The following is a 15,209-nucleotide window of genomic DNA, read 5'->3' on the forward strand; positions in this document are numbered from 1 at the left end:
CCCCGAGGTCAACCCATGAGACTTTCCACCGCCAACCTCTTCGACGCTTCCATCGCCAACCTGCAGCGGCGCCAGAACGCGCTGCAGGACAACCAGCAGCAGCTCACCTCCGGCAAGCGCATCGCGCTGGCCAGCGACGACCCCACCGGCGCCGCGCGGGCCGAGCGGGCGCTGGCCTCCATCGGCCGCGTCGAAGCCAACCAGCGCGCGCTGGAAGCCAGCCGCAACAGCATGACGCTGGCCGAATCGGCACTCGGCGACGCCAACGAGCTGCTGCAGCAGGCGCGCGAAACGATGATCTCGGCCGGCAACGCCAGCTACTCCGACGCCGAGCGCAAGGGCCTGGCCAACAAGCTGCAAGGCCTGCGCGATCAGCTGCTGGCCATCGCCAACCGGCCGGACGGCGCCGGTGGCTTCGTCTTCTCCGGCCAGGGCTCGGCCAGCCCGCCGTTCCTGGACCAGGCCGGTGGCGTCGCCTACGTCGGCGTGGCCGGCAACATCCAGACCGGCAATCTCGACAACTTCCAGCTCACGGTCGACGGCCGCAGCGCCTGGGAAGAGGCTCGCAGCGGCAACGGCACCTTCGTCACCGAGGCCAATCCCAACGCCATCGACCCGACCCAGCCTTCCAAGGGCTGGATCGATGCCGGCCGCGTGACCAACCCGCCGTTGCTGACCGGCCAGAACTACCGCATCGACATCAGCGGCACCGCACCCGCCCAAAGCTACGCGGTCACCAACACCGACACCGGCGCGGGCGTGGCCGGCGGCGCGTTCACGCCGGGGCAGAGCATCCAGTTCGACGGCATGGCCGTTGGCATCGCCGGCGCGCCGGCGGACGGCGACAACTTCTCCATCGCGCCAGCCAGCAACTCGCTCAAGGTGTTCGACGTGCTGGACCGCGCCGTCGCCGAGCTGAAGACGCCGCTGCGCAGCGGCGCCCAGATCGCGCAAAGCAACAACGGCCGCCTGCGCGACATCGACGCCGTGATGGGCAACCTGCAGAACGTGCGCAGCCAGGTCGGCGAGCGGCTGAACAACCTCGACGGCACCGAGGCCCGGCTGGCCGCGCTGAAGCAGTACAGCACCGAGGAGAAGAGCGCTGCCGAAGACCTCGACATGGTGCAGGCGATCTCGGACTTCCAGAACCAGCAGAGCGGCTACGACACGGCGCTCAAGACCTACGCGATGGTTCAGCGCATGTCGCTGTTCCAGTACATCTCGGGTTGATCGTCTCGCGGCGCGCGCCGGGCGTGCACCTGTCACGATTTGCCGCCCTGGGGGCCGGGTCGGCGTGGCAGACTGCCGCATTCACCGCCAGCCCCTGCGCCGCGCCATGTCCGACAACATCCCCGCCGCCCTCGACCATGCCCTGCTGCCGGGCATCGCCCTCGGCTACGCCCCCGTCATCGACCGCCAGCGCGCCATCGCAGGCACGCGGCTGACGCTGGTGCCGCTGCGGCCGGACGTCAAGGTCGACCATGCCGAGCTGCTCGCCGCGCTCGGCGCCACCTTCCCGCAGGGCGGGGCCATCATCAGCGCGCAAGGCGAGGCCTTGCTGACCGCACTGCTGGCCCAGCCGCCCGCCGAGCCCTCGCAGATCGAGGTGCCTGCCTTCATCGCCGCCGACCCCAACCACGCCGCCGCGATCGCCGCGCTCAGGGGCGCGGGCCACACCGGCCTGCTCAAGGGCCTGCCCAACGAGCCACTGCCGGCCGCGGTCGGCGCCGTCTTCAAGCGGGTGGTGCTGGAGTCGGGCCAGACGGCGCCGGCCGGCATGGAGCCCGTCTGCGCCGGCATGCGCGGAAGCGACGCCATCGACGCGGCTTTCAAGGCCGGGGCGCACGCCGTCATCGGCTGGCCGATGGACGGCCCCTTCGAGCCCACCGGCACCGCCCGGACCGAAATGGCCACCGACCTGCAGGTCATCGTCGAGCTGATGTCGCGCGTCGACGAGGGCGAGGACGTCGAGCGCCTGGAGCAGACCCTAAAGCGCGACCCGAGCCTGGCCTTCAAGCTGCTGCGCTACATGAACTCCGCCGCCTTCGGGTTGCCGGTGGAGGTGTCGAGCTTCCGCCACGCCATCATGCTGCTGGGCTATGCGCGCCTCAAGCGCTGGCTGGCCCTGTTGCTGACGACGGCCAGCAAGGACCACAGCATGCGCCCCATCATGTATGCCGCGCTGCGCCGCGGCGTGCTGATGGAGGAGCTGGCCCAGGGCATGAGCGAGCGCGAGCAGCGCGACGAGATGTTCATCTGCGGCCTGTTCTCGCTGCTGGACCACATGCTCAAGGCACCGTTCGAGAAGCTGCTGCAGTCCATCCCGGTGCCCGAGCGCGTGCGCCAGGCGCTGGTGGAGCAGAGCGGCCCCTACCGGCCCTACCTGGAGCTGGTGCAGGCCATCGAGTCCGAGAGCGTGTTCGACTACCGCGAGCGCGCCGAGGCGCTGATGCTCGGCGCCGGCGAGATCAACGCCTGCGTGCTGCGGGCGCTGCACAAGGCGACCCAGCTCGAATGAGCGGGATGCTGCCCCCGCCATGCCCCTGCGGCCGCGTCCCGTGAGCGCGACGCCGTTGAACTGATGTTCGGCCCCGCCCACCATCCCCCGGCACTGCTCGACCTCGTCGGCGACCCGGTGCTGACGCTGCGGGCCGACCTGACCGCGCTGCGCGCCAACCCCGCCGCGCGTGAATGGCTGGGTGGCGACGCGGCCGAGGGCTGGCGCCTGCTGCGCCAGGCCGCCGGCAGCCGGCTGGAGACCTGGCTGCGCGAGGCCGCCCGCGCCATCGACGCCGGCCTCATGCCGCCGCTGGCGCCGCCCCTCAAGCTTGCCGACGGGCAGCGCGCGACGCTGCACCTGCTGCGCGAGCGCCCCAACTGGCTGCTGCATGCGCGCCTCAGCGCGGCCGACCCCGGCGAGCCGCCATTGGCCGAATGGCTGGCGCTGTCGCCGCTGCCGCTGCTGCTGGCCGACGCGGTCGGCGGCGCGCTGCTGCGCCACAACGCCGCCTTCGACGCCCTCTGCGCCAGCCCGCCGCGGCACCTGAACGACTTGCCCGACCTGCTGCAGGCCTTGCTCGGCTGGCACCGCGGCGTGCCGCTGCCCGCGCTGATGGCCCAGCGCGCGCAGGACGGGCCGCTGCTCACCGAGGCCGAGTTCGTCGACCCCCAGGGCCGCCAGCGCTGGCTGCAGGCGCGGCTGCGCCTGTGGCGCCACGACGGCCGCGCCCTGCTGCTGGCCACGCTGGAAGACCAGAGCACGCTGCACGAGCGCGACCTGGCGCACCAGCAGCTCGACGCGCTGATGGACACGGCGGCCGTGGGCCTCGCCACCTTCCAGCCCGAGGCCGGCTGGCTCAAGTCCCACCGCAAGGGCTCGCCGTTCAAGAACGGCGCCAAGCAGCCCGTCAGCTCGCTGCAGGGCATCAACCGCGACATCGTCGAGCCCGCCTCCCTGCCCGAGTTCGAGCGCCTGCAGCGCGCACTCAAAAAGGGCGACGCCGTGGAGGTGCGCTACGCGGTGCGCCACCCCGAACTGGGCCGGCGCTGGCTGCTGACGCGCGTCGCGCCGGGGCTGCTCGCGGGCGGCCGGCGCTCGACCTCGGTCGTCACGCTGGACGTGACGGCGCAAGCCCAGGCCGAGAACGCGCTGCTGCTGCGCGCCGAGAGCGAACGCGCGGTGCTGGACTCGGTGCTGGTGGGCATCGTCACTGTCGGCCCGGGCGGCATCGAATGGATGAACCGCTCGGCGCGCCGCATGTTTGGCTGCGAGCTGGAGGACGTGCAGGGCCAGCCCATGGGCGTGCTGGCCCCCGAGGACGACGAGCACGCCTTCCACGCCGAGCCGGGCGCGGAGGTTTTCGAGTGTCGGCTGCGCGGTCGCGACGGGCGCGAGTTCTGGGTCATCGGCAACGCGGTGCAGACGCCGCGCGAGGATGGCGCGACCCAGCTGACCTACGCGCTGCTGGACATCGACCGCCGCCGCCAGGCCGAGGCGCAGAGCCGGCTGGCCCAGGCGTCGCTGGCCCGCATCATCGAAGGCGCACCGCTGGCCATCACGCTGCACGAGGCGCAGAGCCTGCGCATCGTCAAGTGCAACCAAGCCGCGGCGACGCTGGCCGGCCGGCCCGAGGCCGCGCTGCTCGGCGGCACGCCGGCCGAACTCTTCGGCGCCGAACAGGGCGCCAAGGTCGTGGCCGACATGCGCGAGGCGCTGGAGTCCCAGACGGTGGTGCAGCGCGAGTACCAGATGCCCGCCGGCTCGGCCACGCGCGTCTGGGATGCGCGCCTGCTGCACCTGGCCGCCGGCAACGACACGCCGGAGCTGCTGCTGATGGTGGCCAGCGACGTCACCGAGCAGCGCGCCGCCGAGCAGGCCCGGCTGCAGGCCGCCATCTCGCAGCGCGAGCTGCTGGTGCGCGAGGTGCACCACCGCATCAAGAACAACCTGCAGGGCGTCGCCGGGCTGCTGCAGCAGATCGCCGCGCGCCGGCCCGAGGTGGCGCCGGTGCTGAAGGAGGCCGTCGGCCAGGTGCAGGCCATCGCACAGGTGTACGGCCTGCAGGTCGGCGCGACCGGCCCGCTGGTGCTCAAGCGGGTGTTCGACGCCATCGTCGGCTCCGTGCAGCGCATGCAGGGCCGCGTCATCACGACGGCCACCGAGGGCGGCGCGCTGATGGACGACTGGTGCCTGCCCGAGGCCGAGGCCATCCCCATCGCGCTGAGCTTGAACGAGCTGCTGGGCAATGCGCTGAAGCACAGTGACGGCGCCCAGGTCCGCTGCCAGCTCATCTGCGACCCGGCCGGCGTGACCATCGAAATGGTCAACCCGGGCCGCCTGCCCGAGGGCTTCGTGCTGCAGAACGTCAAGAGCGGCGTGTCGGGCCTGGGCCTGGTGCGCGCGCTGCTGCCGCGGCGCAGCGCCATCCTGAGCCTGGAGCAGGCCGGCGACGACGTGGTTTGCCGCCTGGAATTGATTCCACCCAGCGTGGTTCACAATCCGGCCACAAAATCAAGTTTTTCCTGAGGGGCACGTGAGCAAGGGCAAGATCCTGGTCGTCGATGACGACCGACTGGTGCTGGCGACGCTGAGCTACGGGCTCACGCAAGCGGGTTTCGAGGTCATCGACGCCGACAACGGCGACGACGCCATCCTGCTCGCCCGCGAGCACCGCCCCGAGCTCGCCCTGCTCGACATCCGCATGGAAGGCCTGACCGGCTTCGACGTGGCCGCCTACCTGCGCGAATACCTGCAGACGCCGTTCATGTTCCTGTCCGCCTTCACCGACGAGGCGACCGTCGCCAAGGTCAAGGAACTCGGCGCGGTGGCCTATCTCGTGAAGCCGCTGGACATCTCGCAGATCGTGCCGGCCGTCGAGGCCGCCTTCGCCCGCTCCGCCCCGCCGGCCGCGACGCCCGCGCCCGCTGCGCCGGTGGCCCCGCCCTCCGAGTTGCCCGCCCAGCTCGACCCGACGGCGCTGGCCGTGGGCGTGCTGATGCACCGCTACTCGCTGCCGCGCGACGAGGCGCTGGCGCGCCTGATGGGCATGGCCTCGGCCGACGGCCACAGCCTGCCGGAACAGGCACGGCGCATCGTGGACGCCGTGGAACTGCTGGCTCGGCCGGGGACGAGGTAGGCCCTCGTCCAGTTGCGCCGCGCTGAACGCGGGCGGCCCAGCGCTCGGCCCGCTCAATTCAGAGTGAAGTAAAAGCGGGCGCCCTCGCCCACCTCCGACTCGGCCCAGATGTCGCCACCGTGGCGCCGGATGATGCGCCGCACCAGCGCCAGGCCGACGCCGGTGCCCTGGAAGTCGCTGACACTGTGCAGGCGCTGGAAGACGCCGAACAGGCGCTCGGCAAAGCGCATGTCGAAGCCGGCGCCGTTGTCCGACACGACGAAGGCCCGCCGGCCGTCCTGCTCGACACAACCGAAGCGGATCTCAGTGCGGTCGGCCTTGGCGCTGTACTTCCAGGCGTTGCCCAGCAGGTTCTCCAGCACCATGCGCAGCAGCGTGGGGTCGCCCTGCACCATCAGGTCGGGCTCGATCTCCAGCACCAGCTCGCGCTGCGGCGCCGAGCGACGCAGCTCCTCCATCACATAGCCGGCCTGCTGCGACAAGTTGACCGGCTGGCGCGCCAGCGGCCGCGTGGACAGCTGGCTCAGCGACAGCAGCGCGTCGATCATGCTGTTCATGCGCGCCGCGGCGCTCATGACGCGGTCCAGGTGGTCGTTGCCGACACGATCGAGCCGCCCGCCGTAATCCTCCTTCAGGATGCGCGCAAAGCCCTCGACGACACGCAGTGGCGCGCGCAAGTCGTGGGACACCGTGTAGCTGAAGGATTCATGCTCGGCAGCGAGATCAGGCTGCGCCGGCGGGGGCGCTGCGGGGGCCACCGCGCCTTCATCGGGCCGCGCCGTGCCGACGTAGCCGGCGAAGTGGCCGTGCGAGTCGATGCAGGGCAGGCCGCGCAGCCGCCAACTGGCCTCGCCGTCGGCGGCGGCCATCCGCATGTCCGCAAAAGGCTGGTGGGCCAGCACGCGCTCACGCAGTTCGGCCGCTTGCGCGGCCGGCGAGAAGCGCTCCCACAGCAGCTGTGTGCTGGCACCTGCGCCCACCCAGCTGGACGACGGCGCGCCCTGCGGCGCCTGCCAGCGCACCAGGCGGTGATGGGCGTCGGTGGCCCATTGCCAATCACGTTGCAGCTGGGCCTGCATCAGCAGTTGCTGGCGCGCCTCGCGCAAGGGTTCGGCCAGGCGCTGGCGCGTCAGGCGCACGCCAGCGTGCCAGCCGAGCGCTGCGGCGACGAGCACCATGACTCCGGTGAAGAATGCCGTCAGCACCAGCGCCGCATGCACCAGGCCAACCTCGCCGCCCCAGACCCGCATCAGGGCCAGCACGACCAGTGCGCCGAGCAGCAGCATCAGCAGCCCCACCCCTGCCAGACCCAGCACCAGCAGCCGCATCGGCAGTCGCCGCTCCAGGCGGCGCGATGGCGCGCTCTCGTCGCTGAGGCTGTTCATGCTGGGCATTGTAGGCAGCGGTTTTGCCGGCCTGGTGCATATGCACCATCGTGCGGACAGCGCCGGATCTGTGCATTTGTTCGCGCTAGCACACCCACCCAGCCGGGATACATTTGCACAGATGCCGCGTGCCTAGCCACCCATGACCGCCCCCTCCCCCGCAGCCCTGCTCGACCCCGAGGCGATACGTCGCCTGCGCGAGCTCGACCCGAGCGGCGGCAACAAGCTGCTGGAGCGTGTCGTCGCTGCCTTTTCCAACTCACTGGACCGTTTGCTGCCTGACCTGGCGCAGGCCCGTGAAACCGACCCACCGGACTTCACCGTGATACGCCATGTCACCCACACGCTGAAGTCATCGTCCGCCAGCCTCGGCGCGACAGCCCTGTCGGCCCGTTGCGGCGACATCGAGACGCTGGCCCGCGAGGGCCGTGACGAAGGACTTTCGGCGCAGTTGGACGCTATGCTCCAAGACATCCAACAGGTACGCGCGGCACTCGCCGCGCTGCTGTGAGGCCCAGCCCCATGCTGCCTACCGGTCAAGCGCTCGACGACCTGCCACCGCGCCCGCGCGTGCTGCTGGTCGATGACGACGAGGTCAACCTGCTGCTGACCGCCGCGGCGCTGCGCGAGCGCGGCTTCGAGGTCACCGAGGCCGACAGTGGCAGCGAGGCGCTGGCCCAGCTGTCCACCCGCGCGCCCGACGTCGTCGTGCTGGACGCGCTGATGCCCGAACTGGACGGTTTCGAAACCTGCGCGCTGCTGCGCGCCACGCCGGGTTTCGAATCCATGCCGGTGCTGATGCTGACCGGCCTGGACGACGAGGCCTCCATCAACCGCGCCTACCAGGCCGGCGCGACCGACTTCTTCGTCAAGTCCTCGCAGTGGAGCCTGCTGGACGGCCGCCTGCGTTACCTGCTGCGCAGTTCCCGCACCCGGCTGGAACTGGAGCGCAGCAAGGCCAAGCTGGCGCGCGCGCAGGACTTGGCGCGCATGGGCAGCTTCGAGTGGCGGCGTGGCGTGGCCGGCAGCTTCTCGATCTCGGCCGAAGGCCTGCGCGTGTTCGGCCGTGGCCCACAGGACAAGCTGGACTTCATCGGCGTCATGCGCATGGTGCCGTCCGACGATCGCCATGTCTTCCTGCGCCTGCTGCGCGATGTCGTGGCCCACACGTCGGTCCTCATCACCGACCTGCCGCTGACGCTGCCCGATGGCCGCCAGCGCGTCGTGCACATCGAGGCCGAGCCCGAGTTCAGCGAACAGGGCGCCGTCAGCGGCTACACCGGCATCCTGCAGGACGTGACCGACCGCCGCCAGGCCGAGGACCGCATCCGCCAGCTGGCGCATTTCGACGCCTTGACCGGCCTGCCGAACCGCCGCCAGCTGATCTGGCGCGTCGAGCGTGCCATCGAGAGCGCACGCCGCGGCGGCCACGAGGTGGGCCTGCTGCTGATCGACCTGGACCGCTTCAAGGTCATCAACGACACCCTCGGCCATGCGGCCGGCGACGAGTTGCTGATCGAGGTTGGCAAGCGCCTGCGTGGCTGCGTGCGCCACTCCGACCAGATCATGGAAGGCGTGCTCGAAGGCCTGGGCAACCGCAGCCACCGCGGCCTGGAAGCCGTGGGGCGCCTGGGCGGCGACGAGTTCGTGGCGCTGCTGCCCGAAGTGGCCGATGAGCGCGACGCCGAGCGCGTGGCCGACCGCGTGCTGGACGCCCTGCGCGAGCCCATCTTCGTCGGCGGGCAGGAGTGCTTCGTCACGGCCAGCGTGGGCATCGCCATCTACCCGCGCGACGGCCAGAGCATGGCCGACCTGCTGCGCAACTCCGACGTGGCGATGTACGCGGTCAAGAGCCAGGGCCGCAACGCCTCGGCCATCTACTCGCCGCAGCTGGCCGGCCACGGCAAGCAGAAGCTGGAGCTGGAAAGCGCGCTGCACAAGGCGCTGGAGCGCAACGAGATCGTGCTGCACTACCAGCCCAAGATCGACGTGCGCGCCGCCCGCATGGTGGGTGCGGAGGCGCTGATGCGCTGGCAGCGCGGCAACGTGCTGGTGCCGCCGGCCGACTTCATCCCCCTGGCCGAAGAGACCGGCCTCATCGTGCCGCTGTCCGAATGGGCACTGAAGGAAGCCGCCCGCCAGGCCAAGCTGTGGTCGCTGCAGTTCGGCTTCGCCGACTCCATCGCCGTCAATCTCCCTAGCAGGCTGTTCGAGCGGACCGATCTCGTCGAGCACATCCACCAATGCGTCAGCGCCTATGGCGTGCCGCACCGGTCGATCCAGCTCGAGATCACCGAGAACAACCTGATGAAGGACCTGCAGAACGTCATCCCCTCTCTGCACCGTCTGAACGAAGTGGGCGTCGAGATCTCCATCGACGATTTCGGCACCGGCTACTCGTCCCTCGCCTACCTGACCACGCTGCCCATCTCCGAGGTCAAGGTCGACCGCACCTTCGTGCGCGACCTGGGCATCACGCCGCAGAGCTCGGCCGTCGTCACGGCCATCATCGCGCTGGCCCGCGCGCTCGGCCTGCGGGTGATCGCCGAAGGCGTGGAGACGCTGCGGCAGATGGAAGTGCTGCACCGCCTGGGCTGCTCGCTGATGCAGGGCTTCCTGTTCAGCAAGGCCTTGCCGGCGGACGAGCTGGAGCGCTGGATCGCCCAGACCGTGCTGCCGCGCAAGGCACCCTGGATCACGCAGGCGGACGGCAGCCAGGACGTCGTGCGCGGCCAACGCTAGCGCGGCACATCCATGGCTTCCAGCTTGCCCCCGGCGCAACTCGCCAAGGCTGCGCTGCAGCGCCTGGCCCAGGCGCGCCTGGAACCCACGCCCGAGAACTACGCCCGCGCCTACGCGATCGAGGCCGGCGGCGACGCTGCACCGGCCGCCAATACTGCCGTGCCGGAACGCCTGCAGCAGCTGATGTCCAAGCTGATCAGCCTGGCCCTGCCCTCAGGCGGCACCCGCCAGGAGCTGCAGACGGCGCTGCGCGAGCAGCGGCTGGACGAACTGCAACGCCAGGTCGACAAGCTGCTGGACGTGGCGGGCCCCGCCGCTCAGGCCGAGACGCTGGCCCAGGCCATCGAGCGCCTCGTGCGCGGGCTGGAGCGTGGCGGCAAGCACTGGACGCTGGCGCGCAAGAAGGACGGCGTCCAGCGCGTGCTCGAGCAAGGCCGCAGCGACAGCGGCAAGCTCGTCAAGCGCCTGGGCCAGCTGATCGCGAGCTGGGACAAGGACGGCGACGGCAGCGGCGTCGAGACCGAGGAGGACGGCGGCACGCCCAGCCAGTTCTTCGCCGACAGCGCCTTTGCCGACTCGGGCTTCCGTGAACCCAGCGGTTTCGGCGAACTCAGCCGCACCGGCACACGCGACGCATCCCCAGCGGCCGACACGGCACCGCACTGGCTGGACATCAGCGGCGAACTCAACGGCACCGTGCGCCATGCACTGCGCTCGCCGCAGGCCGAGGCGACGCCGGCCGATGCGCTGATGCGGGAACTGGAGGCCGCCCAGGACGAACTGCGGGCCGGTGGCGCCAGCGCCGACCGCGCCGCGCAGATGGCCGCGCTGTGCCAGCGTGCGCGCCACCTGCTGGACCACCGCCGCCACATGTTCGATGCGCTCGGCGGCCTGTGCCGCGAGCTGTCGGCCAGCCTGGTGGACCTGGCCGAGGACGACTCCTGGTCGCAGGGCCAGGCCGAGGCCATGAACAACACGCTGGCCCAGGGCCTGTCCGGCCGTGGCGTGCGCACCGTGTCCGAGCTGCTGGCCGGCACGCGCCAACGCCAGCGCACGCTGCGCGACGAGCGCTCCAAGGCGCGCGATGCGTTGAAGGGCCTGATCCAGCGCATGCTGAGCGAACTCGGCGAGCTGGGCCAGCACACCGACCGGTTCCAGAACAACGTGGGCCGCTACGCCGACGCCATCGAACAGGCGGACTCGCTGGAAAGCCTCGCCGGCACGGTGCGCGAGATGGTCGAGGAGAGCCGCAGCGTGCAAAGCCTCGTCTCGCAGACGCAGCAACGGCTGACGCTGGAGCACGACCGCGCCGCCGCGCTGACGCAGCGCGTGGACGAGCTGGAGGGCGAGCTGCGCCGGCTGTCCAGCGAGGTCCACACCGACCAGCTCACGCAGGTCGCCAACCGCCGCGGACTCATCCAGGCGTTCGGCATCGAACAGGCCAAGGCCGAGCGCGAGACCCGACGCATCGCGCTCGCGCTGCTGGACATCGACAACTTCAAGAAGCTCAACGACAGCCTGGGCCACCATGCCGGCGACATCGCGCTGAAGTCGCTGGCCGAGCGCACCCAGACGTCGCTGCGCCCCGGCGACATGGTGGCGCGCTACGGCGGCGAGGAGTTCGTGCTGATGCTGCCCGACACGCCGCTGGACGAAGCCCAGGCCGTGCTGGTGCGCCTGCAGCGCTCGCTGTCGGCCGCCCTCTTCAACCACGAGGGCAAGGACGTGTTCGTCACCTTCTCGGCCGGCGTGACGCTATACCGGCCCGGCGAGACCCTGGAGGCCGCGCTGGACCGCGCGGACGTGGCGCTGTACGAGGCCAAGCACACGGGCAAGAACCGGGCGTGCATCGCGGAGTGATCCGTGACATCCGCCACGAACGGTGGCGGGTGAACGAACGGTTGCATCTCGCGCCAGCGGCGCAGGCGGTCTGACCGGCATCATGCGCGCCGCGGGGCGGTCAGCCGCCGCGGTCACCCAGGAGCATCCGTGAAGTCGAGTCATCGTGGCGCCGGTCGGCGCGAAATCCTGCTGGCCGGCTGCGCCATCCTCACCACCGCCTGTGGCGGTGGCGGGGGTGGCCACGACGAGGCATCCGGCGCCGCACCCGCAGCGACCGAGGCCGCGGGCCTCGCGGCCACCGCCGCCGCCCGGGACATCACGGCGGACATCCTCGCCAACCGCGACATCACGCTGGCCGGCGCCGCCGTCATCAAGCTGCCGGCCGGCACGACGACCTACACCGGCGTCATCAGCGGCCAGGGCACGCTGCGCCTGACGCCGGCTGCCGGCACGGGCACGCTGGTCATCACGCGCACCAGCACCTTCACGCTGCCGGTGGCGCAGCAGGTCCAGGTGGTCAAGAAGACGGTCTATCCCGGTGCGGGCTATGCGCTGACCGTCGCCGGCATCAATCCGCCGGTGCTGACCATCGACCCCGGCGTCACGTTCCAGATCGGCACCAACACCGCTGCCGACAACTCGCCCAACATCATCGCCACGTCGGACAGCAGGAACGAGGCGGGCCTCATCAATGGCGAGATCAACCTCAACAACATCCGCAACGACGGCACGATCGCGCTCAGCAGCGCGCAGTTCGTGCTGCTGGGACAGATCAGTGGCAGCGGCAGCATCGTGCAGCTGCCGGGTGTCTGGGGTGGCAACTCGCCGCGTGGGGTGAGCGACTTCACCGGCGTGCTGTCGCTGACCACGGGGCACGACTTCGGCAGCAACCATGTCGCGGCCTCGTTCCCCAACGCCAAGGCCATCCTCAACGAGGGCTCGTGGCTGGTCTGGAGCCCGCCCGGCAGCGTCGTCACGGTGCCGCAGAACATCTACGAAGCGGCCTACGGCAACGACATCAACTTCCACGCCATCGGCCCGTCCACCATCGTCATGGCCGGCGTCTACAGCCACACCGACAACAGCCCGCACAACCAGCCCAACCTGGTCAACCCGGGCCTGAGCGACCCCAGCCTGAACCACGCCAAGGTCATCTACCGCGGCGGCGCGAACGACGTCAACGGCAACGACGGCAGCTACCGGGGCATCAACATCGAGCGCGGCGCCGGCACCGTCCAATGGGGCGACGGCACGCACGCCAACTTCTTCCTGCCGTCGGCCCCGTCGCCGGCCGACCCCAACCCGCCGCTCGGCAAGAAGAACGCCTACATCAACCTGCGCAGCGGCAACCTGGCGTTCAACTACAACGGGCCGGTCACGCTGCACGTGGGCATCACCGGCGGCGGGGGTGGCCCGCACCGGGAAGGCTCGGTCGGCACGGGCAACGTCACGATCATGGCCACGCCGGGCAACGACGTGACCTTCGCGCAGCCGCAGAACTACAACGGCACCACCACCATCGGCGCCAACGCCATCCTGCGCCTGGGCACCGGGACACCCGTGCCGCTGAACTACATCACCGTCAACGCGACCCGGGGCAAGTCGACGGTCCTGCAGGCCACCTACAGCGGCGACGCCAGCCTGCTGACGGCCGAGTCGCCGAATGGGGCCGCCAGCAATGCCATCGTCAACGACGGCCAGCTCATCGTCCAGAACACCGCCACCGCGATCACGCTGTCCAACATCAGCGGCAGCGGCAGCCTCGCCCACACCGGCGCCGCCGCGCTCACGCTGCAGAACAACAGCTACAAGGGCGCCACGCGGCTCGAGGGTGGCACCACCTGGGCCGGCAGTGCGAACGCGCTGGGCACGGGCGACGTCGTCAACAACGCGGCCCTGGCGCTGGCCAGCGGCCAGCATGAACTGGCGCTGGGCGGCAGCTTCCGCCAGGGCGCGAACGGCCAGCTCACGCTCTCCGTCGCCGGCACGTCACCCGGCGTCAACCACGGCCATCTCAGCGTCGCCGGGCCGGCGGTGCTGGGCGGCACCCTGGTGCTGAACTTCAGCGGCAGCTATGCCCGGGGGCAGAAATTCGTGCTGATCCAGGCCGCTGGCGGCCTCAGCGGTGCGTTCAGCTCGATCACCAGCAACGGGGCGACCGTGGCGGCCGGGCAGGACGCCACGAGCTTCTTCGTCACCGTGCAGTAGCTGCCGGTCAGAAGTTGAACGCCAGGCGCAGGCCGCCCCAGTGGCGGCCGTTGACGACGATGGGCGCCGCGGCTTCCTTCAGCAGCACGAACCGGCCGCCGCCCATGTCGCGGCGGTAGGTCTGCAGAAGGAAGGGCCGGGTGTTGCGCGCGGACGCGAGGCCCGTGCGGTCATTGAAGATGCGGCGGTAGCGGCTGTTGGCCGTGTTCCAGACCGTGTCGCCCGGGCGCTGCGGCTGGCAGTACTTGCGGTTGTGCGTGGCGATGTAGCCGTTGCGGTCGGCCGAGATGCAGAAGACGATCTTGTCGCTGAAGGCCAGCGTCTTCTCCTGCACGTTGGGGAACAGCCGGTCGGTGAGCTGGCAGAAGCGCGTGGTGTGCTGCTGCGGGTTCGTGCCCTCGATGGGCCGGTAGTTCTCGTCGAAGAGGTCGCTCTGGCTGATCTGACCGTCGCGCAGCGCCGCTTCGAGCAGCTCGCTGATCTCGCCGGCCGCCTGCTGGGCCGCGCGGATGAAGGGCATGTCGTCGACCTCCACGCCGCTCTCGGCGATCTGCTCGACGAGTTCCTCCGACATGCGCAGGAAGCGGTCGCTGCCGTCGAACGCCACCTTGAGGCCGTGCGAGGCCTGCATGACCTCGCGTTCCAGCTCGTGCGCGCGCTCGTTGAGCAACTGCATCTGCTGGCCGCTGTCGGCCGCGGAGGTGGAGATGCGGTGCACATCCTGCTCCACCTCGTGGAAGGCCGCGTGGATCTGGCTGGGCTTGCCGGCGTTCTCGGTCAGCTCGGCGCTGAAGCGGTCGATGCGCGCCTGCAGGCTGCCGATGGCGTTGACGATGGCCTTGGACGACGCCTCGACCTGGCCGGCCAGCGCCTTGACGGCCTCGGCCACGACCGCGAAGCCACGGCCGGCGTCGCCCGCGTGCTTGGCCTCGACGGCCGCGTTGAAGGCGACGAGCCGCGTCTGCAGCGAGATCTTGGTGATTTCGGCCGCCGCGTCGGACACCTGGGCCAGCGTCGCCGCCATGCCGCCGACCTCGCCGCCGACGACGCCCAGCGCCGAGCGCGCGCGCTGCACGGCGGCAGCACTCTGGGCGGTGGCGGTGGCGATGGCCGCCTGCGCCTGACCGATCTGGTCAAGCTGCTGGGCCAGGGCTTGCATGGCCTGCCCCTGGGCCTGCACCACGCGTTGCGTGTCTTCCAGCGCGCCGCGCACTTCGGCGGCATCCTTGCCTACGGTGGAAATGGAGCGTGCCAACCGCTTGACGACGTTCAGTGCAGCGCTGTCGTCACGGCGGGCCGGCTCATCGCTTGGCGCGACGGCAGACGAGGCCCCGCCCTTGATCCATCCGAACATGCGTTTGTCCCCTGCTTCTGGGCTGGGGCGCCACATCAGCAA

Annotated in this window: 10 protein-coding genes; 8 read left to right on the forward strand and 2 right to left on the reverse strand. The window is 70.6% G+C overall.

Features of this window, described 5'->3' with window-relative positions; translation table 11 throughout:
• Window positions 1-15: 15 nt before the first annotated feature.
• From flgL to ASD35_RS23890, 4 genes are all read left to right on the forward strand, one after another.
• Window positions 16-1,230, forward strand: coding sequence for a flagellar hook-associated protein FlgL (gene flgL / locus ASD35_RS23875; RefSeq protein WP_056877393.1), 1,215 nt, complete (start codon window positions 16-18; stop codon window positions 1,228-1,230).
• 106 nt (window positions 1,231-1,336) lie between these two features.
• Window positions 1,337-2,518 carry an EAL and HDOD domain-containing protein gene (locus ASD35_RS23880; protein WP_056877394.1) on the forward strand — a complete coding sequence of 394 codons (1,182 nt, stop codon included), beginning with the start codon at window positions 1,337-1,339 and terminating at the stop codon, window positions 2,516-2,518.
• A gap of 63 nt (window positions 2,519-2,581) precedes the next feature.
• Window positions 2,582-5,026 carry a PAS domain-containing protein gene (locus ASD35_RS23885; RefSeq protein ID WP_056877395.1) on the forward strand — a complete coding sequence of 815 codons (2,445 nt, stop codon included), beginning with the start codon at window positions 2,582-2,584 and terminating at the stop codon, window positions 5,024-5,026.
• 7 nt (window positions 5,027-5,033) lie between these two features.
• Complete coding sequence (locus ASD35_RS23890) at window positions 5,034-5,636, forward strand: response regulator (RefSeq protein WP_056877396.1); 603 nt, start codon at window positions 5,034-5,036, stop codon at window positions 5,634-5,636.
• A gap of 53 nt (window positions 5,637-5,689) precedes the next feature.
• Here ASD35_RS23890 and ASD35_RS23895 read toward each other — a convergent pair whose 3' ends face one another.
• Window positions 5,690-7,021 (reverse strand): ATP-binding protein, encoded by a 1,332-nt coding sequence (locus ASD35_RS23895; RefSeq protein ID WP_056877397.1) that lies wholly within the window; start codon window positions 7,019-7,021, stop codon window positions 5,690-5,692.
• Window positions 7,022-7,163: 142 nt separating this feature from the next.
• On the opposite strand from ASD35_RS23895, the gene ASD35_RS23900 reads away from it, so the two are divergent.
• From ASD35_RS23900 to ASD35_RS23915, 4 genes are all read left to right on the forward strand, one after another.
• The gene (locus ASD35_RS23900) at window positions 7,164-7,532 is read left to right on the forward strand and encodes an Hpt domain-containing protein (RefSeq protein ID WP_082580388.1); all 369 of its coding nucleotides are present in this window, start codon (window positions 7,164-7,166) and stop codon (window positions 7,530-7,532) included.
• A gap of 11 nt (window positions 7,533-7,543) precedes the next feature.
• Window positions 7,544-9,763: a bifunctional diguanylate cyclase/phosphodiesterase gene (locus ASD35_RS23905; RefSeq protein ID WP_056877398.1), complete on the forward strand. Its 2,220-nt coding sequence runs from the start codon at window positions 7,544-7,546 to the stop codon at window positions 9,761-9,763.
• Between the two features lie 12 nt (window positions 9,764-9,775).
• Window positions 9,776-11,623, forward strand: a complete 1,848-nt coding sequence (locus tag ASD35_RS23910) for a diguanylate cyclase (RefSeq protein WP_056877399.1) — start codon at window positions 9,776-9,778, stop codon at window positions 11,621-11,623.
• A 129-nt stretch (window positions 11,624-11,752) separates the two neighbouring features.
• The gene (locus tag ASD35_RS23915; RefSeq protein ID WP_200956085.1) at window positions 11,753-13,813 is read left to right on the forward strand and encodes an autotransporter; all 2,061 of its coding nucleotides are present in this window, start codon (window positions 11,753-11,755) and stop codon (window positions 13,811-13,813) included.
• A 7-nt stretch (window positions 13,814-13,820) separates the two neighbouring features.
• Here the strand turns inward: ASD35_RS23915 and ASD35_RS23920 are convergent, their stop codons facing one another.
• A complete protein-coding gene (locus ASD35_RS23920; protein ID WP_056877400.1) occupies window positions 13,821-15,167 on the reverse strand; it encodes a methyl-accepting chemotaxis protein in 1,347 nt (448 codons plus the stop codon).
• Between the last annotated feature and the right edge of the window lie 42 nt (window positions 15,168-15,209).

Source organism: Pelomonas sp. Root1444 (assembly GCF_001426885.1).
Lineage (GTDB): Bacteria > Pseudomonadota > Gammaproteobacteria > Burkholderiales > Burkholderiaceae_C > Pelomonas.